We start from the raw sequence: 19305 nt of genomic DNA on the forward strand, positions 1-19305 counted from the left end.
CAGCTCAGTTGACCTGATTATGCCATAATCACCCCACTCTGACCAGTTGCGTCCATTATCCCATCCCCACCTCTTTCCGGGAATGTTACAATTAGGGCAATGAATACTAATACGAAGACCGGAAAATTATATATCGTTGCCACACCAATCGGCAACCCCAAAGATATCACCCTGCGCGCCCTCGAGATCCTCAAAAAGGTTGATGTTGTGATCTGTGAGGAATACCGCTTGGGCAGTAAGTTATTGCACCAGTTAGGTATCGAGAACGAGCTGATCACCCTGAACGAGCACAATGAAATGCAGGAAGCTCAAAATATCCTCGTTCGGCTGGCCAAAGGCGAGACCATGGCGATCATCTCCGATGCGGGCACACCGGTCTTTGCCGACCCCGGCCAGCGTCTCCTGGAGTTACTCTACCAATCCAACATCCCCGTTTCACCTATTCCCGGCCCAGCCTCATTAATGGCCGCCCTCTCTCTCTGCGATTTCCCGATCACGCGTTTTGTGTTTGCCGGCTTCCCACCGCGCAAGACCGAATTGCGCGAGAAATTCCTCTCCGATTATAAAACGAGCTCGGTCCCAGTCATCCTGATGGATACACCCTACCGCCTCACCAAGATGCTGGAAGAGGTGCAGACCGTCTTTGGCAAGAACCAGCAGATATTGTTGGCTTGTGATATGACCCTGAAGAAAGAAGGTATCTATCGCGGCGCTGTCAGTGATATCCTGCCCAAGGTAGCCGGGCAAAAGCGGGAATTCATCCTGATCCTCAACCTCAACCGGCGGAGACGCAGATAGATGACCGAACCCAAGACGCTCTCCATCCGGGATAAGACCATCCCCCTGCCCATATTCCTGCCCGACGCAACACTCGGTTATGTGCGGGCTGTGGATTCGCTGGATCTGTTGGGTGTGAACATTCAAGCGCTGGTGATGAACACCTTCCACCTGATGCAAAAACCCGGTTCCAGCACCATCCAGGCCTTCAACGGGCTGCACAGCTTTGCGGATTGGCCAGGGCTGATCATCACCGACTCGGGCGGCTTTCAGGCCTATTCTCTGATCCATCAAAACGCTCAATACGGCTCGCTGACCGATAAAGGTATCCTATTCCGCCCGGAAGGCAAAGACCGGAAGTTCATCCTCTCCCCCGAAAAGAGCATCCAGCTGCAGATCAGCTACGACACCGATGTCGTGATCTGTCTGGATGATTGCACCCATGTGGATGCGCCTCGCGAAGAGCAGGAACTCTCCGTCCAACGCACCCTTGATTGGGCAATACGCTGTAAGACCGAGTACAACCGCCAGATGGATCAACGCCAGGTGGAAACCGCGAACCAGCCGCTGATTTTTGGTGTGATCCAGGGCGGTGGCTACCCGGACCTTCGTCGGAAGTGTGCTGAAGGCCTTCTGGAAATCGGATTTGACGGCTTTGGTTACGGCGGTTGGCCGCTGGATGGCGACGGCAACTTGCTGGAAGACATCGTCGGGCTCACCCGTGAACTCGTTCCTGCCCAATTCCCCATGCACGCTTTAGGCATCGGGCATCCGCTGAATCTGGTCAAAACCTATGAATTGGGTTATGAGATCTTCGACTGCGCCCTGCCCACCCGTGACGCCCGTCATGGCCGCCTGATGCGCTTCACTACAGCGCCGGATGAAGCCCTGACTGGCAAGGACTGGCTGGAATTTGTCTATATCTCCGATAAAAAACACATCAAAGACACCCGCCCAATCTCCGAGCACTGTGATTGCCCGGTTTGCAGTCATTACTCGCTGGGTTACCTCCACCACCTCTTCAAGACCGGTGACTGGCTCTACCAGCGGCTGGCAACCCTGCATAATTTACGCTTCATGACCCAACTGACCGAACGGCTGGCAAATCATGCCGGATAAGCCCCAGGTGGAAGCCCTGGCGGAAGCCGTGCAATCCAATCGGAAATACGCCAACATCACTTCCAGCCTCGTGCAGCGGCTCTGCCAAAGCGCGTTGGAGCGAGGCCTGAGCGGTAAAGCTGCTGTGAAGGATGTCCGCAATAAACTGCATCAAGTTGGTGGCGCTTACTTCAAACAGAACCCGAATTTCACCAGCGCCACGGATCAGCTGGCATCTCTCCCAAATGACCTCCAGGCAGCGGAAGTGCAGGCCTTCTGCCAAAAGCAGATGCAGACCCATGCTTCCACTGCGGAACGTGTTTCGATCCTCCCGGAATTCTTCCAAACCTGTCTTGCCCCAATTGCACCGGTGACCAACGTCCTTGATCTGGCCTGCGGGCTCAATCCCCTGGCCCTGCCCTGGATGCCGCTGGCGAAGGATGCTTGGTACCAGGCCTGCGATATCTACCTTGATATGATGGCCTTTGTGAACGCCTTTCTGGGCCATTTTCTGACCAACAGCCGGGCTTTTCCCTGTGACCTGGTGGCCGGGCCACCCCAAACCCCGGTGCAGGTGGCCTTCCTGCTCAAAACCATCCCCTGTCTCGAACAGGTTGATAAACAAATTGGGCTGTCTCTATTGGATCAAATCCTGGCTGAGCACATTCTGGTCAGCTTTCCGGCCAAAAGCCTGGGCGGCCGCAACAAGGGCATGCCAACCTTCTATCGGGATCACTTCTACGAGCTGATTGAGGGTCAACCCTGGCAGGTGCAGGAATTCAGCTTTTCCACTGAGATCGCGTTTCTGGTGACCAAATGAACCTGACGCCCGAAGATCGTGACGGCCTGCTGGAACGCGTGCTGAAAGCCCATAAATATCGGGAGAGCGGGCTCAACACCGAGACCGTTCTGGACCTGATTGACCAGGAAGTCCCCCGCCAGAGCTCGGAAAAAGCGCTCTATAAGGCCATCCGAGCAAAGCTGCATAATATCGTGGCGCCTTATCTCGGTGATCCGGATTATTCACTGCTGTCTGCAAAGCTGGATGCCCTCGCTGATCCCACCCTCGACTCACCGGAACTTCGCACTATTTGCCTGGAAACCCTAAAGTCCCACGCTTCCACGGCTGAACGCATTCCCGAGCAGGAAACAATCTATCAGCGTCTGTTTGCGGCAACCGGCCAACCAGACACCATTGTGGACCTGGCCTGTGCGCTGCATCCCCTGGCCTTCCCCTGGATGGGGCTGCCTCTCACGACCGCTTACCACGCTTATGACATCATCCAGCCTCGAGTGGATTTTATCAACCACTTTTTTGAGGTCATCGGTCTGGCCCCCCTGGCAGAGAATCGCGATATCCTCGTATCCCCACCGGAAATCCATGCCGACCTGGGACTCTTCTTCAAAGAAGCCCACCGCTTCGAAAAACGTCAACCGGGCTGCAACCGTGATTTTTGGGCAAAACTCAATGTGGACACCCTGGCCGTCTCCCTGCCCACCCAGAACCTGGCCGGCACCCACAGCCTGTTGGATCATCACCGTCAACTGGTGGAATCCAATCTCGCGCCGGGAAAAATCCGGGAGGAATTGATCTTCGATAAAGAAGTGATCTTCCTGATCGATCACCCAGGGAGGCAATAGTGGCTGAAAACAGCAAACTTCGCCCCAGCCTGGAGCGCTTCTCCGACATCCTGAGCGAGAAGGACATCGAACAAATCCTCGCCATCCAGGAGCAGCCGCTCCCCATCGGGATCCGGATCAATCCGCTCAAATCCAACCCCGCCGAAGCGATCGCAGCCCTCTCAGTCCGGTATGGCTGGCAAGTGACTCCCATTCCCTTCTGCGAAAATGGCTGGCTGATCCATTCATCCGAGAAGTCCCCAGGCACCGCCATTGAACACAAAATGGGCCAGTATTACTTACAGGACGCAGCCTCGATGGTACCCGTCAGCTTGTTTGATATGGACCTGCCGCAGCCATTGGTATTGGATATGGCGGCCTCACCCGGCGGCAAGACCACCCACCTGATTGATCGCACAGGGGATAAAGGCTTTATCCTGGCCAATGACGGCAGCAAGGGTCGCATCTCCGCTCTGCGTGCTGTGCTCTCCAACTGGGGTGGCGCTAACATTGCCATCAGCAACTATCCAGGCGAATCCTTCGGGAGCTGGTTTCCTGAAACCTTCGACCGGGTTTTGCTGGATGCGCCCTGCAGCATGGAAAACCTGCGCCCGACGGAAAACCGTCCCCTGCGGGAGACAACGATGGATGAGCGCCTCCGGCTACACGATCGCCAGTTGGATTTGCTGATCAGCGGGTTGACCAGCCTCAAGATTGGCGGCCAGATGGTCTACGCCACATGTTCGCTCGCCCCTGAAGAGGACGAAATGGTGGTCAATGCGGTCCTGGATCAATTCCCCAATACCCTACAAATCGAAGATGTCTCCCAGCGCTTCCAGCTCCACACCCCCGGCATCACTTCTTTCGGTTCAGAGCATTTTCACCCCTCATTAGAACATGCCCTGCGGCTCTGGCCCCATTTGACGGGTATGTCCGGCTTTTTCACCGTGCTGATCACCAAAACTGACACTATGCCCACCAACAAGCAGGCACCCCCGGCCAGAGACCTGAGCCGAACGGGATTATTGCCGTTAAATACAACAGAAACTCAGGCGCTTGAAGATGAAATCACAAAATCCTTCGGTCTCTCGCTAAGCGCTGTGTTGGATGACTTCAATCTCCAACTTTTCCAGCGCAGCCAGCAATATTTCCTGATCCCCTCGGCCTATTTGGACCGCTTCCAGGAACTACCTTATGAATATATTGGGATGTCTTTAGGGAAATGGGTCAGCGACCGTTTTGAGCCCTCTGCAGAATTTATCAGCCGTTTCGGCTGGCATTTCACAAAGGAAATCATCACGATTTCACCCGAAAAAGTCGAACAATGGATTGCCGGACGCGATATTCGCAACCCACAGGTGGAAAAACCCGCTCAGGGTCAATATGTACTGGTCAAAGACTCAGATGGACGAAACCTGGGTTTGGGCAAACTCCTACCCAAACGCCTGCGAAACATGCTGCCACGTTGATCCACTCAGATGCTCAATGAATTCTTGAGCATCATTCACCTTATCCGTATAATACCCCCGATATTTTTCCGGCAGCAGCCTGGCGATCTCAATCATCATCTCGTCAGCCACTTCCTGCAGGATACCCTTCTCGCGATCTTGGCCATTTAGGTCAAGCCGGAACGGTTCACCGACCTTAATTGCCATCGGTGTGCGTTTCAATTTCTTCAGATTAGCGGAATAATCCTCATGCCCGTAATAAACCACCGGCAGGATTGGTACGCCCGCTTTCATCGCCAGCATCGCCACGCCAGGTTTGGCCTGGATCAGATGCCCATCGCGGGTGCGGGTGCCTTCCGGCGCCACAGCCAGGATTTTCCCTTCCTTCAAAGCCTCCTGAGCCGCCCGAAAAGCGGTGAAATCGGCGATCTCCCGATTGATCGGGATGCCATCCCAGACATTGAACAGAAAACGGTAAAGGGCATTATCCCAGGTCTCCTGTTTCACCAGCCCTGTCGTGGGCCGGGGGTACATATGGGAAATGATGACCGGGGCATCCAGTGAGTTGATATGGTTCACCACCACCAATAAAGGCCCCTCAGCCGGCACCTTGTGCAATTCAGATTTATCAATCTTGAGAAAGATATTGCACAGGAACCGGACAATATGATTAACCAACCATCTCTTAATCATCGGATTATCCGCAAATCATCTGAAGCTGCTGTTTGAGGATCGACACTTCCAGTTCAGTACCGGCCTCGCAGATGGTCTCACCATCAGCGTGCACCGGTAGAGAGCCCGAAACTGCTGTGATTTTCACACGCTGGCTCAGCGGCATTTTTACAGCCTCGTGTTCACTTTGCGTGCCATTCATCACTTTGGGGAAAATTTTCAGGATTTCCCGACGGCTAACCCCTTCAACAATGCATAAATTCAAGAAGCCATCGTCCTGCTCGGATTCGGGCGCGAACATGAACGAACCACCCATCCGCCGGCCATTCATCAGAGAGACCAGCAAGCAGGGTTGTTCAATAACCTCATCATCCAGTTCCACACGGAGTAATGGCGCTCGGAAATAAAGGAAAATCGTTTTGACGGCCGCAATTAAATAAGCGGGAATGCCGCTGATGAACTTAGGCAGTTTTGCAGCCTCAAAACCAACGATGGTATCAAAACCGATCCCAACGCCATTGCCAAAATAACGACCTTCCGGATAATCCCCACCCTTGACCAGGCCGACATCAATCGGACGGGGTTTGGTCTCAGCCAATGCCTTGCAGGCTTCTTCCAAATCCTGCGGAACACCCATCCCATAGGAGAAATCATTGCCCCGGCCAACCGGCAGGACGCCCAGGTTCGCACAAAGGTTCCCAGCGATCGCATCCTGCATCAGGCCGTTGATCACCTCATTGGCAGTACCATCACCCCCCACCGACACCACCGTCTGATAGCCATTGGCCCCCGCCTCCTTCGCCAGTTCAATGGCATGGCCGGGGTACTCGGTCAGGATAATGTCATAATCCAGTTCAAGTCCATTAAGGATGGATTCAATTTCAGGAATGGCTTTGAGGGCAGAGCCTCTCCCGGCCAGCGGGTTGACGATCAAGCAGTATTTATGCACGTGTTTTCTCCAAGGCAGATCTGTATACCTAATCTAACCCATAATAAGTAGTAAAGTTTCAAAAAAGAATAACAGGTTTTTACCTAACCTGGTTTGTGTTTTCAACCAAATACAGGACCAAGCCCGGGAAGAAGATGGCCGCAGTCTCCATCCTGAGGATCCGCGTCCCTAAAGAAACCACCTGGCAACCGCATTCAAGCGCAGCTTCCACTTCATCTTCTGAGAAACCGCCTTCCGGGCCGACTAACAAACGGATTCTGACTCCTGAATAACCAATCAGGAGATCATTGAGCCCAGATTCCTCCGGGTCCTTTCCCTCCCAGGCTATAAGCGACAGGACATCATCACTTGGTTCACCTTGCAGCAAGTCCGAAAATGGCACTGGGTCGTTCAGCTCCGGCAGTTTTCCGCGCCCGGATTGCTCCGCAGCTTCCCGGATGATGCGCTCCCAGCGGTCACGCCGTTTCGGCTTCAGCTCGTCGGATTGCACCAGTGTGCGGGAGGAGATGAATGGCGTAAAGACACTCACACCAATCTCGGTCCCCTTTTGCAAAATCCACTCGAATTTATCCCGATGTGAAAGCCCCACGCATAGCTCAATTGTGACGATTGGCTCTCCTTTTGTCATTGAAGAGTCCAAAATCTGCCCCTGCACGGTTTTCTCAGCAGAGTCAATATCCAGCGCCACGTGATATACCTTGCCGGAATTATCCAGCACCTCCACTGGGTCACCTGCCTTCAAACGGAGGACGTGGACTATCTGATGACTAAGGTCGGGGGGAAACTGGACGTCCTTCCCTTTAATATATTCCGGCTGGATAAAAAATCGATTCATAACACGGTATACTTACAACATTCAAATTTGGAGTTAACAAATGGACGCTGAAAAGAATTCTACACCAACAACACAATTCAAGTATCTCGATATTATCACAATTGTCTTCGTTTTAGTTCTTGTTCTAAGCAATATTGCCTCATCAGCCAAGATCATCGACTGGGGCATCAGCCTCGGGCCGATTCAACTCAGCTTTGACGCCGGGACAATCCTCTTCCCGATCAGCTATATCTTCGGTGACGTGCTCACGGAAGTCTACGGCTATAAACGCTCCCGCCGGATCATCTGGCTCGGTTTCGGCGCACTGATCTTCAGCGCACTCGTCTTCCGTGTGGTTCAGATCCTTCCCGGTGAAGCTGTTTGGGAATCTGAAGTCGGTCAACAATCCTACAACATGATTCTGGGCAGCATGAGCACCGGTGGGATTGTCGTCGCCAGCCTGGCGGGTTTCTTCGCCGGCTCCTTCTCCAATGCCATCATCATGGCGCTGATGAAACTGCTGACCAAAGGGAAATATCTCTGGATGCGCACCATCGGCAGCACCATCATTGGCGAAGGTATGGACACCTTCACCTTCATCCTCGTTGCCTCAGCGCTGGGTGTGTTCCCCTGGGAAATCTTCTGGAGCCTGACCGTCACCAACTACATTTTCAAAGTCGGGGTGGAAGCCCTGATGACGCCCGTGACGTATTGGGTGGTCAATCACCTAAAGAAATCCGAAGGCGTCGATGTTTTTGATAAAGATACCAAATTCTCCCCCTTTATTTTCAAATAGACTTTAGTCCCTTTTACCTTCAATAACCACGGTGTATTCTCCCCGTGGTTTTTCTTTTTTAACCGCTTCTAGCAGCTCACTGAGCAGCCCCCGAGAGACTGTTTCAAACTTCTTGGTCAGGTCATTGGCAACTGCAGCCGGACGATCACCCAACACTTCCAGAGCGTCCTCCAAAAAAGCCTCGATCCGGTAGGTACTTTCATAAAAGACTTGAGTATGCGGTGTCTCGGCATCGGCCGCAAGGAACCGCTTGCGTGCACCGGATTTGCGCGGTGGAAAGCCCTTGAAAGTGAAACTGTGTGCCGGCAGACCGGAAAGTGATAACGCCATCACTACGGCTGATGCGCCTGGGATAGCTGTCACGGGGATTTCATTTTCAATGGCAGCCCTGACCAAGGTATACCCCGGATCGGAGATAACCGGCGTCCCAGCATCGGTCACCACGGCAACCGACTGACCTTCCAATAGCATCTCCATCAGCTTCGGCACAGCCTTTTCTTCATTGAAAGCATGATAGCTCTTCTGAGGTTTATGAATATCATAATGATTCAGCAGGATGGAGGTCTTGCGGGTATCTTCCGCGGCGATCAGGTCCACTGAACGCAGTACTTCCAAAGCCCGCAAGCTGATATCACCCAAATTTCCAATCGGTGTCGCCACTAAATACAACATTTAGGCTCCTTCAGCAAGATATGCCCGGATTTCACCAGTGGCTTGCTGGTTATCCTTAAAATGCACCGCGGTAATACCAAGATCGCGGGCTGCTTCAACATTGGGCAGGTAATCATCCAGGAATAGCGTGGTTTCCGGTGTCGCATTAAGCCGATTCAGCGCAATTTCATAGATGTCCGGGTCAGGCTTGATCACGCCCTCCTCCGCAGAAATGATGATATCCTCGACGATCTTATCCAACTCAAAGGTGTCAACCATCAAGCTGCGCGATTTATCACCGGCATTGCTCAGGATGCCGGTCTGGTAATTGTTGTGTAATTCTGACAACAGATCAACCATCGGCTGATTCAACATCTTCTTCGTTGAGGTGTGGCGTCTGATTCGTTTCATAAGGCGGCTGTTGATCTGCCATCGTTCAGCCATCAGTTGCCACAATGTCTCCTCGGGGATATGACCCAAACAAATTTCATTCATCAACTCCGATTCGTTGGGATTGGCTAAAATAGCTGAGACCTCCGGATCGTCCTTGATTCCAAGCACTTTACGCCAGTGTTTCATCCAGTTGCGATCCGGCGTCAGGAATAGCACGTCACCAAAATCAAATATGATTGTTCTAATTGTCATAATACTTCTATCTTTTTTGTCCCATGTAATTAAGTAGAGTCATTATATCAGGCTTGTCGAGTCCGCCAAAATGTTCCAGGCAAATTATTTAGGGAATCCATTGTTGGCTGAAAACAGGTAAAATAGTCTCAACGTTAACCCATTTTTGAGGTCAAGAAGGATATATTATGGAGAGAACCGTTCCCACAAGAGCATCGGATGAGATTGATCTTTATCTGCGGACCATATACTCGTTGCTGAGGTCCACTACCCGGGTGCGCATCCGCACTCTGGAAGAGGTCCACGCGGGGATGAATTCCTCTCTGCACCCAATGGCAAAATCGGTTGAACCCGACGTCTCTTCGATGATTTATGCTGTCCTTCGGCTCCCGGCTTGCATCATTGATGTCAAAGCCGTCCTTCTTGGGCAAAGCGCCACCGTTTTTGAACAATCAGGACTGAAAAATGTCGAATCCTGGCAGGAAGTGACCGCCCGTGCCCGCCGTCGGCGCTGTTTCTATAACGGCAAAGACCTGCTGGCCTGTTATATCGCCTCCCGCTCCGACATTGACGATGTCGTCCCCTTGCTCACCGCTTTCCAAATCGAATGGAATAAACTCCATAACTTCCTGCAGGAACTCTCCCTCCGGGAAATCGAATCTCTGTCCGTTGACTCCCCAGAAGATATGGAAACCCTGGCAGGCATATTACGGATATCCTTTGAATCCCTATACCGTCTCGTAACCATTTGGGGCGACGACTTCATCCCCATGATAGGCCGCATCCATGAAAAGATGATGGACCTGGAAGTGCAGCTCTTCAGCGGCTCACTCAACGAATACCGCCGGGCCACTCGGTTCTGGTGGGATAATATTGATCGCCGCTTCCCAGATATCACCAAGCGCCCTGTCTATTTCATCTCCAGTAACACCCACAGTATCCCCAACCTGCTGTCCGGCTTTGCGCTCACCCAGGAAGAACGTCTGGCCAGTTTCCTTGATAATGGCGTGGATGGGGATCTGCTTTCCGAATGGCGGGACATCAATGAACAGGAAGTCCCCTCCCGACCGGAGAATTTCCTCTATTACATCCTAAAGAAATACCAGGCCATTCCCGAAGGCCGAGACTTGGTCAAAGCTCAGGAAGAATATGAGAAGCTCTACGGCATCAATCGTTTCCCCAGCGAGCACGCCTTTGACGTTGAGGCGCAGATCATTGAACTCTCCAAACTCAACCCGGAAACCATTGATCCCCGCCTCTCACCGGAAGCCTTTGCCGGCCAGCATGCGGATTGGACCTTTCTGCAAAAAAGCGACGCCCTGGTTCTCAACATCGACTATCCCCTCGGTCTGGCAGCCTACACGCTTCTCGTGAAAATTGCTGAACATGCCAGCCCCTTGCTGGGCATCTATGTGATGGGCAAAGCAGCCACTCTCAACGGGCGGCGAGGTGACGTGATCATTCCCAACGTCAGCTACGATGAACACTCCGAAAACACCTATATGTACAGCAACTGCTTTGTCGCTAACGATGTCAGCCCTTATCTGGTCTATGGCACCGTGATGGACAATCAAAAGTCCGTCACCGTCCTTGGCACTTATCTCCAAAATGCCCAGGTCATGGAAGTGGTCTACAGGGAAGGTTACACGGATGTCGAAATGGAAGCGGGTCCATACCTCTCGGCGGTATATGAACTTTATCGCCCGAGCCGTCACCCCGTGAACGAGATCGTCAATCTCTACAACCTGCCGTTTGACCTCGGGATTTTGCACTACGCATCAGACACGCCCCTGACCAAAGGTGAGAACCTCGGAGCAGGCACCCTCTCCTACTTTGGTGTGGATTCGACCTATGCCACCTCGCTGGCCATTCTGCGTCGAATCATGAAATTGGAACATGACAGGGTGATGAAATTCTAATATCAATAAGATAATATTTTTGTGTTTTTCAGTTGTTTTTTGGGAGGCGAACAATGGTCAAAAATAATAGCCCATCTGAAATTATGGACGCAATTTTAAACTCAGAGGCTTATGAAATTTATCAACGATCTTTGTCTCTTGATCAAAATTTATTCATTTTTGATAGAAATTATCAAGATCTAAAAATGGCCATAGATAAGTTTTCCCAAGAGGAGCATGTTGACCTTTTATGGGATCAGCATCAATCACAAATTATTCTTTACCATATATCCAGATTTGTTCACAATTTTCTAGCAGCAGCAATGACCTTAGTAGATCATACAAGGATTATTATTCGAGAAAATTATGAAGGCACTTCCTTTTATGAGGAATACCAAAGTGAAATTGGTATACGATTTAAAAAAAATCCTCTCCATCAATTTATTCATGATTTTCGGAATTTTGCATTGCATATTAATTTACCAATTACAGGACATCGGATTTCGATAATACGTAATCCGGAGACTGGTAACCAGGAAGAAAGGGTCGAATTCTTCATTGATAAAAGCACTCTGACCAAATGGTCTGGGTGGGAGAAAGGAAAAGAATATCTCCAAGAATTACCAGAGGAAATTTCCATTGAGAACTTTATTGATAAATATTATGATTTAGTATTAGATTTTCATACGTGGCTTCATAAAAAGTTAGATGAATTACATAAAGAAGATTTCGATTGGCTAATTCAAATGCAAGAAGAGTTGAACGAATTAACTAGGCAATTACGAGATCAAAGTTTATAAACCATATATTGTAAAATTACTAAACCCCAACCCACCAATTTCATATGTGGGATGGGGTTATTTTTTAACAGATTAAGTGCCTGTTATCCCAATTGCAATTTCAACCGCTCCGCAGTCTCCTGATACTCCGCCAGCTTCGCGCGTTCCTTTTCGACCACGGTTGCGGGGGCCTTTTGGGCAAACGGACTGTTAAGTAACTTTTCCAGCCGCTCAATCTGCGCTTCAGCTTCCGCCAGTTCTTTCGCCAGGCGTTCCCTTTCGGCTTCCACGTCCACCAGACCAGCCAGTGGGATCGTGATCTCCACCGGTGTGATCACCAGTGTAATGCGGTCATCCGAGGGTTCCAGAGCATCCTTCACGATGGACAAGTTCTCCTGATCAAGCCCGGCAAGTGAAACGAAGGTCTGCTTTTGCGCCTCAATCACAGCCAACTTCTCACCGGCACTTATCGTACACGCAATCTTATGTGCCGGTTGCACTTTATATTCCGCTCGAATATTGCGGATTGCCCGGATCATTTCCTGGATCAGGCTGAAATCGGCCACAGCGGCCTCTTCCCAGCCCTCCACCGGCTCGATCTCAGGCCATTTCGCCACGATCAGGGCCTCCTCCCAGCCGCCTTTCGGGGCCAGCAGGTTGGAAGTCTCTTCACAGGCTTCTTTCAGGTGCCCCCAAAGCGCCTCGGTCACGAAGGGCGTGAAGGGATGCAGGAACCGCAGGCAGGTATCCAACACCCGCACCAGCGTCTGGACGGTATAGAATGCTCGGTCGCCGCCCTCAGCGATCTGGTCCTTGGAAATCTCCAAATACCAGTCCGCAAACTCACCCCAGAAGAAATCATAGATCTGGCGGCCGGCTTCACCGAATTGATAGGTCTCAAACAAGCGGTTCACGGTTTCGCTGAGGGTTTTCATCCTCGCCCAAATCCATGAATCTGCCGCTGTCCATTCAGGCCCGCCCTCAGGTTTGGCAGGAATGGCATCCATATTGCGAATAATGAACCGCCCCGCATTCCAGAGCTTATTAGCAAAGTTACGATTGGCTTCCACCTTCTTGAGCGACAGGTTGGTATCTTTGCCGGGTGACGATCCCACCAGCAAGGTGAAGCGCAATGCATCGGTCCCTAATTCATCCATCACTTCCAGGGGATCGATCACATTATCCTTGGTCTTGCTCATTTTCTGTCCGTTTTCATCCCGGATCAGACCATGCAGGTAAACCGTGTGGAATGGTGCTTCGTCAGTGAATTCCAGGCCGTCCATAATCATCCGGGCCACCCAGAAGAACAGGATGTCATACCCGGTCTCCATCACGGAAGTCGGATAGAAGTAATCAAGGTCCGGGGTCTCATCAGGCCAACCCAAAGTGGAGAAAGGCCACAGCCCTGAAGAAAACCAGGTATCCAGCACATCCGGGTCCTGGTGGATATTCTTGCTGCCGCAATGGATGCACTCGGTCGGATCTTCACGGGTCACGGTCATCTCTCGGCAGTCATCGCAATACCATACCGGAATCCTGTGTCCCCACCAGAGCTGGCGGCTGATGCACCAGTCCTGCAGGTTCTCCATCCAGTTGAAATAGACTTTCTTGAAGCGTTCAGGGATGATCTCAATTCGGCCATCCTTCACAGCATCCAACGCGGCCTTGCCCATATGTTCGATATCAATGAACCACTGCGTGGAGACCATCGGTTCAATGATCTCACCACCCCGCTGAGAGCGAGGCACCTTCATCATATAGGGCTCCACCTTGATGACCAGCCCAGCCGCTTTCATATCGGCCCAAAGCTTCTTCCGGGCCTCAAAGCGATCCAGACCCTCATATGCGCCGCCCTCTTCATTGATGGTGGCGTTCTTATTGAGCACATTGATCGAGGCCAGGTTATGCCTTGCACCAATCTCATTGTCATGTGGGTCATGCGCCGGGGTGATCTTGAGCGCACCGGTGCCGAACTCGCGGTCCACATAATCATCAGCGATCACGGGGATTTCCCGTCCCACCATCGGTACAACCACCTTCTTGCCCACCAGGTGCCCATAGCGCTCATCTTCGGGGTGCACGGCCACAGCCGTATCGCCCAGGATCGTTTCAGGCCGGGTGGTCGCCACCGGGATGAACTCATCGCTCCCCGCAACCATATATTTGAAGTAAAACAGTTTTCCCGGTTCTTCAGAGTATTCCACTTCCAGGTCCGACACAGCCGTCATCAAGCCTGGCGACCAGTTGATCATCCGCGGGCCGCGATAGATCCAGCCTTTTTCATACAACCGCACAAAAGCTTCCCGCACGGCCTTCGAGAGCCCCTCATCGAGGGTGAAGCGTTCTCTGGTCCAGTCACAGCTTGCGCCCAGGCGGCGGATCTGCTTGGTGATGATGCCGCCAAACTTCTCCTTCCAGGCCCAAATTTCTTCCAGGAATTTCTCACGGCCCAGTTCTTCGCGGCTGGTTCCCTTGCTCACCAGCATCTTTTCCACCTGCAACTGAGTGGCAATGCCGGCATGGTCCACACCAGGCACCCACAAAGCCGGATCCCCGAGCATGCGGTGATAGCGGATCATCAGGTCCTCCAGCGAAACGAACATCGCATGCCCCAAGTGCAGGCTGCCGGTGACGTTGGCGGGAGGAATGGAGATCACGAAGGGTTTAACCTTCGGATCAAAACCAGGCTTGTTGGGGTCGTTGCTGGGTTCAAAATAACCCTGATCCCACCACCACTGGTAAAGTTTGCTCTCGGTTTCAGTAAAATCATAAGTTTTAGGCAGTTCTTTAGCCATAAGGTCCATCCTCCAAACACGATAAATTAAAATAAAAGCCCTCTCATCCAGAGGACGAAAGGGGAATCTTCCGCGGTACCACCTCAATTCGCTGTAACGCACAGCGCTCTCATTCCGGACAATCATCCGGTCACGCGCTAACGGGCGCACCCGTGCTGGTCTAATAACCTATTGGCTTTCTTCAGCAGATTAACCAGAGTGACTTCGATCGTTATTACCGGTGGCGGCTCTCAGCCCTGACCAACCTTCTCTTTCCGGGTGGACAATCTACTATTCTCCGAAAGGTTTTAACACCGCTCTGATTATAATAATAATTAATTCCTAAGTCAATCTACTTTATCTTCAGGATTCTCTAATAGCAATTTTGACTGAATCCAGGTCAACATGTATTTCAGTCATTCCATGATAGATTACAGGCACAATTTCTATCTCATTCGCACGCGTAATACTTTTCAGATCAGGCAAACCTTCCTTTAGCAATATCAAATCCTTACCCTTGACAACCTCAATTTCTAACTTTGGAATTATTGTGCCAAGAGAAAGTCCCTTTTCACTCTTATATCTACGGATAGCTGATGCGATTGAAACTATTTGTATCCCCAATTCCAGATATTCAGGGCTGGAAAATTCTTCATCAACTTCCGGCCAAGTGGAAGTATGAATAGAAGACGGATTTTCAGGATCATCGAATAGGGATTGGTAGATCGCCTCAGTCACATGGGGCATGAATGGCGTAAATAACTTAACCAACGAGAACAACACCTTACTCAATGTGAACTTTGCAGGCTCGGTTATATCTTCATCATCAGAGTAAAGTCTTCCTTTAGCCATTTCCAAATAGTTGTCGGAGAATCCCCATAAGAATTTCTCAATTTCAGTTTTAGCTAAGGCATAATCATAATGATCCATCGCTAACGTCACTTGATTAATCAATTCATTGAGCTTAGCCAAAATCCAACGATCCGCACCGGTCAAATTTTGAGGTTGAGATTCACCCATCGGAGCCAAAATGAACTTTTGACTAAAACGAGCCAGGTTCCAAAGCTTATTTACCAATTTTTGGCCAACTTTGACCTTTTCCTCGCTGATAATTGCATCCTTCCCCGTGCCCGTACTTGCTGCCCAATAACGAACAGCGTCTGCAGAATACTTCTCCAACATTTCCATCGGAGGCATCGGTCCCCCACCTCGACTCTTGCTGATCTTTCCCATTCCCTCTCCGGCGATTCCCCAACCAGAAATCATCACATCCTTCCAAGGCAATTTCCCAAAGTGGTACCAGGATTTTACAATTGTGTAAAAGGCCCAAGTCCGAATAATCTCATGCGCCTGTGGACGAAGTGTCATTGGAAATAGACTTTGAAATAGATCATCATCCGAATTCCAATGAGTCGCGATTTGAGGAGATAAGGATGAAGTCGCCCAGGTGTCAAGCACATCCACTTCTGGGAGATAGCTCATACTCCCGCAGGTAGGACATGGCCCATCCGGTTTATCTATCAATGGGTCAATAGGTAATCTTTCAGGATTCGGAAGTAAGACTTCACCACAATCCTTGCAGTACCAAATTGGAAATGGTACTCCATAAAATCTTTGACGGGAAATACACCAGTCCCAGCTCAAATTTTCAACCCATGAGATATAACGCTTCTTCATGTAATCTGGATGCCATTGAAGTTGTTCACCTAATTCTAGCCACAGTTGTTTTTCATCTAAGAGGCGTACAAACCATTGCCAACTCGTATGATACTCAACAGGCACATCATCCCGCTCATGCGCCCTCAGCATCTGGGAGGTCGGTTTTCGATCCAATAACAACCCCTGTTTTTCGAGGACTGATTTGATATCCTTTCTAGCTTCAATCACAGATCGACCCGCAAAAACGCCAGCTGCTTCTGTCATTTTCCCTTCCCGATCAATTGCCTCGATCAAGGGCAGGTCATAAGCGCGCCACCAGTGGATATCCGTTTGATCTCCGAATGTGCAGCACATTACAATTCCAGTTCCAACTTCAGGAATTGCTTGAGGATCGGCCAATATCGGTACTTTTTGCCCAAATAGGGGCACAATCACTTTGTTTCCCACAATGTCGCCATATCGGTCCTCAGCTGGATGTATAAAAACTGCGACACATGCAGGCAGCAATTCTGGGCGTGTAGTAGCGATTGGGATCGAACCGCCATTTTCCAGGTCAAATCTGAGGGTGACAAATTCACTCTCATTCTCAATATCAACCAGATCTGCCTGTGCGATGGCGGTTTGACATTTAGGGCACCAGATTGAAGGTGCGATTTGCCGATAAACCAGCCCTTTTTCGTATAAGTCCAAGAATGATTTCTGCGATATCTTCCGAGCATCTTCTCCAATCGTCCGATAAGAGTACCGCCAATCAATGGACAGGCCTAATCGCTGCCATAACTGACGATATACAGCCTCTTCCTCATCACTCGTTTCGAGACAGGCGTCAATAAATTCTCTACGCCCCATTTCCCGGGCTGTTTTGCCCAGCTTTCTTTCAACTAGATGCTCTGTGGGCAAGCCATTATCATCGAAACCCATCGGATAGAAGACCTTATGCCCTCTCATCCTAAAATAACGGGCCATAAAATCTACATGGCTATATGAATAAATATGCCCCAGATGCAGCTTACCCGATACAGTTGGCGGCGGTGTATCAATACTATATATCGATTTCACATTGTCTTGATCAAAATGATAAACACCATGATCCTCCCAAAACTGCTGCAATTCAGGTTCCATTGTCTTTGGGTCATAATGCTTGTCCATTGGAGCTACTCCTATCTTTTAAAATAAAAATCCTTCCATCCCAGAGGACGAAAGGGGAATTTTCCGCGGTACCACCTCAATTCGCTGTAACGCACAGCGCTCTCATTCCGGACAATCATCCGGTCACGCGCTAACGGGCGCACCCGTGCTGTTCTAATCACCTATTGGTTTTCTTCAGCAGATTGCTGCGGCGACTTCGATTGCCGCCAAATCCCGGGGACGCTTCCAGCCTTGTGGCATCCTTCTCTGGCGGTTGGTTCGGCACTCTCTTTCCGCAGATTGTTCTAAATATTATAATCAAGATTGTGTTTATTTACAAATAATGCAACACGAAAAAAGCACCGGAAATCCGGTGCTTTTCATTAATCTAATATTCGATACGTTTACCGTCCCATTGAGACGACCTGGTCCTCCCAGCGGTGCCAGCCCGAGAATTTATCCTCGATGATCTTGCGACCCTCGCCAGGGGCTTCCAGCCCGGCCAGTTCCAGATCGGCATCCACCATGATCCGGACCAGCTCGTGGAACTTGATCTTGGGTTCCCATTTCAGCAGCTTCTTTGCCTTGCTGATATCCGCTTCAAGGAAATCCACCTCGGTCGGGCGGAAATAACGCGGATCAATCTTGACATAATCATGCCAATCCATATCGGCATAGCCAAACGCTTCATCCAGGAAATCTGAAATTTTATGTGCTTCACCTGTGCCAACCACATAATCCTGAGGATTATCCTGCTGGAGCATCATCTGCATCATCTCAACGTACTCTGGTGCATAACCCCAGTCCCGGCGGGACTCCAGGTTACCCAGATAGAGATGTTTCTGCTTGCCGGCTTTGATGTTGGCCAGTGCCATGGTGATCTTGCGGGTCACAAAGGTCTCACCGCGGCGAGGTGATTCATGGTTGAAAAGAATCCCATTGACGGAGTACATGCCATAGCCTTCGCGGTAATTATTGGTGATCCAATAAGCGTAGAGTTTGGCAGCAGCATAGGGGCTGCGAGGACGGAAAGGCGTTTCCTCACTTTGGGGTGGTTTGGATGACCCAAACAACTCGCTGGATGAGGCCTGATAGAAACGGGATTTCATCCCAGCCTTGCGGATGGCTTCCAAAATCCGCACAGTGCCCAAAGCGGTCACGTCACCGGTATATTCGGGCATGTCAAAGCTCACGCGAACATGGCTTTGAGCAGCGAGGTGGTAGACCTCATCCGGTTTGACGTTGTAAATCACATCCAATAAACTATCCGGTGCGGTCACATCCCCGTAATGCAGGAATAAATTGACCTTATGGCCGTTGCCATGAGGATCTTTATAGATATGATCAATCCGGCGGGTATTGAATGTACTTGCCCTTCGAATCAGGCCATGCACTTCATAGCCCTTATGCAGAAGCATTTCAGCCAGATAGGAACCATCTTGCCCTGTAATGCCGGTAATTAATGCAGTTTTCAATTGAACCTCCAACATTTATTTCAAAAGTTGAAATAAAAGTATATCCCTTACAGTATTGACTGTCAAACTTGAAATGTAAACAGAAAATTAGGCAAATCTGCCCATTCATGGCAATATTCGCCATCGTTAAGTATAATGGGTAA

General features: G+C 50.5%; 16 protein-coding genes. 8 read left to right on the forward strand and 8 right to left on the reverse strand.

Going from position 1 to position 19305, the window contains the following annotated elements:
* Positions 1–99 precede the first annotated feature (99 nt).
* Genes rsmI (JR338_04285) through JR338_04305 form a run of 5 tightly spaced genes read left to right on the forward strand, consistent with a single transcriptional unit; the run spans position 100 to position 4964 of the window.
* The gene (gene rsmI, locus JR338_04285; GenBank protein ID QRN83973.1) at positions 100–798 is read left to right on the forward strand and encodes a 16S rRNA (cytidine(1402)-2'-O)-methyltransferase; all 699 of its coding nucleotides are present in this window, start codon (positions 100–102) and stop codon (positions 796–798) included.
* Positions 799–1896, forward strand: coding sequence for a queuine tRNA-ribosyltransferase family protein (locus JR338_04290; GenBank protein QRN83974.1), 1098 nt, complete (start codon positions 799–801; stop codon positions 1894–1896).
* Entirely contained in the window at positions 1886–2695 is an 810-nt protein-coding gene (locus JR338_04295) for a hypothetical protein (protein ID QRN83975.1), read from the forward strand. The genes JR338_04290 and JR338_04295 overlap by 11 nt, the downstream gene beginning before the upstream one ends.
* Complete coding sequence (locus tag JR338_04300) at positions 2692–3516, forward strand: hypothetical protein (protein QRN83976.1); 825 nt, start codon at positions 2692–2694, stop codon at positions 3514–3516. Before JR338_04295 ends, JR338_04300 begins: the two co-directional genes overlap by 4 nt.
* Positions 3516–4964, forward strand: a complete 1449-nt coding sequence (locus tag JR338_04305) for a hypothetical protein (GenBank protein QRN83977.1) — start codon at positions 3516–3518, stop codon at positions 4962–4964. Before JR338_04300 ends, JR338_04305 begins: the two co-directional genes overlap by 1 nt.
* On the opposite strand, the gene JR338_04310 is transcribed toward JR338_04305, so the two are convergent.
* The 3 genes from JR338_04310 to JR338_04320 form a co-directional block, all read right to left on the reverse strand.
* Complete coding sequence (locus JR338_04310) at positions 4929–5636, reverse strand: 1-acyl-sn-glycerol-3-phosphate acyltransferase (GenBank protein QRN83978.1); 708 nt, start codon at positions 5634–5636, stop codon at positions 4929–4931. The two genes, JR338_04305 and JR338_04310, sit on opposite strands and share 36 nt — an antisense overlap.
* 4 nt (positions 5637–5640) lie before the next feature.
* Positions 5641–6564, reverse strand: a complete 924-nt coding sequence (locus JR338_04315; GenBank protein ID QRN83979.1) for a diacylglycerol kinase family lipid kinase — start codon at positions 6562–6564, stop codon at positions 5641–5643.
* A 79-nt stretch (positions 6565–6643) separates the two neighbouring features.
* Positions 6644–7399 carry a 16S rRNA (uracil(1498)-N(3))-methyltransferase gene (locus JR338_04320; protein QRN83980.1) on the reverse strand — a complete coding sequence of 252 codons (756 nt, stop codon included), beginning with the start codon at positions 7397–7399 and terminating at the stop codon, positions 6644–6646.
* Between the two features lie 40 nt (positions 7400–7439).
* On the opposite strand from JR338_04320, the gene JR338_04325 reads away from it, so the two are divergent.
* Positions 7440–8174 (forward strand): queuosine precursor transporter, encoded by a 735-nt coding sequence (locus JR338_04325; GenBank protein ID QRN83981.1) that lies wholly within the window; start codon positions 7440–7442, stop codon positions 8172–8174.
* A gap of 3 nt (positions 8175–8177) precedes the next feature.
* Here JR338_04325 and rsmI (JR338_04330) read toward each other — a convergent pair whose 3' ends face one another.
* Positions 8178–8846, reverse strand: a complete 669-nt coding sequence (gene rsmI, locus JR338_04330; protein ID QRN83982.1) for a 16S rRNA (cytidine(1402)-2'-O)-methyltransferase — start codon at positions 8844–8846, stop codon at positions 8178–8180.
* Positions 8847–9470 (reverse strand): HAD family phosphatase, encoded by a 624-nt coding sequence (locus tag JR338_04335; GenBank protein QRN83983.1) that lies wholly within the window; start codon positions 9468–9470, stop codon positions 8847–8849.
* A gap of 167 nt (positions 9471–9637) precedes the next feature.
* Between JR338_04335 and JR338_04340 the strand changes: the two genes are divergently transcribed.
* Together JR338_04340 and JR338_04345 are read left to right on the forward strand one after the other, a co-directional pair.
* Positions 9638–11368 (forward strand): hypothetical protein, encoded by a 1731-nt coding sequence (locus JR338_04340; GenBank protein QRN83984.1) that lies wholly within the window; start codon positions 9638–9640, stop codon positions 11366–11368.
* Between the two features lie 53 nt (positions 11369–11421).
* Entirely contained in the window at positions 11422–12147 is a 726-nt protein-coding gene (locus JR338_04345; protein ID QRN83985.1) for a hypothetical protein, read from the forward strand.
* A gap of 83 nt (positions 12148–12230) precedes the next feature.
* Here the strand turns inward: JR338_04345 and JR338_04350 are convergent, their stop codons facing one another.
* The 3 genes from JR338_04350 to gmd all read right to left on the reverse strand — a co-directional run bounded on the left by JR338_04350 (position 12231) and on the right by gmd (position 19162).
* The gene (locus JR338_04350) at positions 12231–14921 is read right to left on the reverse strand and encodes a valine--tRNA ligase (protein ID QRN83986.1); all 2691 of its coding nucleotides are present in this window, start codon (positions 14919–14921) and stop codon (positions 12231–12233) included.
* A gap of 342 nt (positions 14922–15263) precedes the next feature.
* Positions 15264–17708 (reverse strand): valine--tRNA ligase, encoded by a 2445-nt coding sequence (locus JR338_04355; protein QRN83987.1) that lies wholly within the window; start codon positions 17706–17708, stop codon positions 15264–15266.
* Between the two features lie 383 nt (positions 17709–18091).
* A complete protein-coding gene (gene gmd, locus JR338_04360) occupies positions 18092–19162 on the reverse strand; it encodes a GDP-mannose 4,6-dehydratase (protein QRN83988.1) in 1071 nt (356 codons plus the stop codon).
* Between the last annotated feature and the right edge of the window lie 143 nt (positions 19163–19305).

Source organism: Chloroflexota bacterium (assembly GCA_016887485.1).
Lineage (GTDB): Bacteria > Chloroflexota > Anaerolineae > Anaerolineales > Anaerolineaceae > Brevifilum.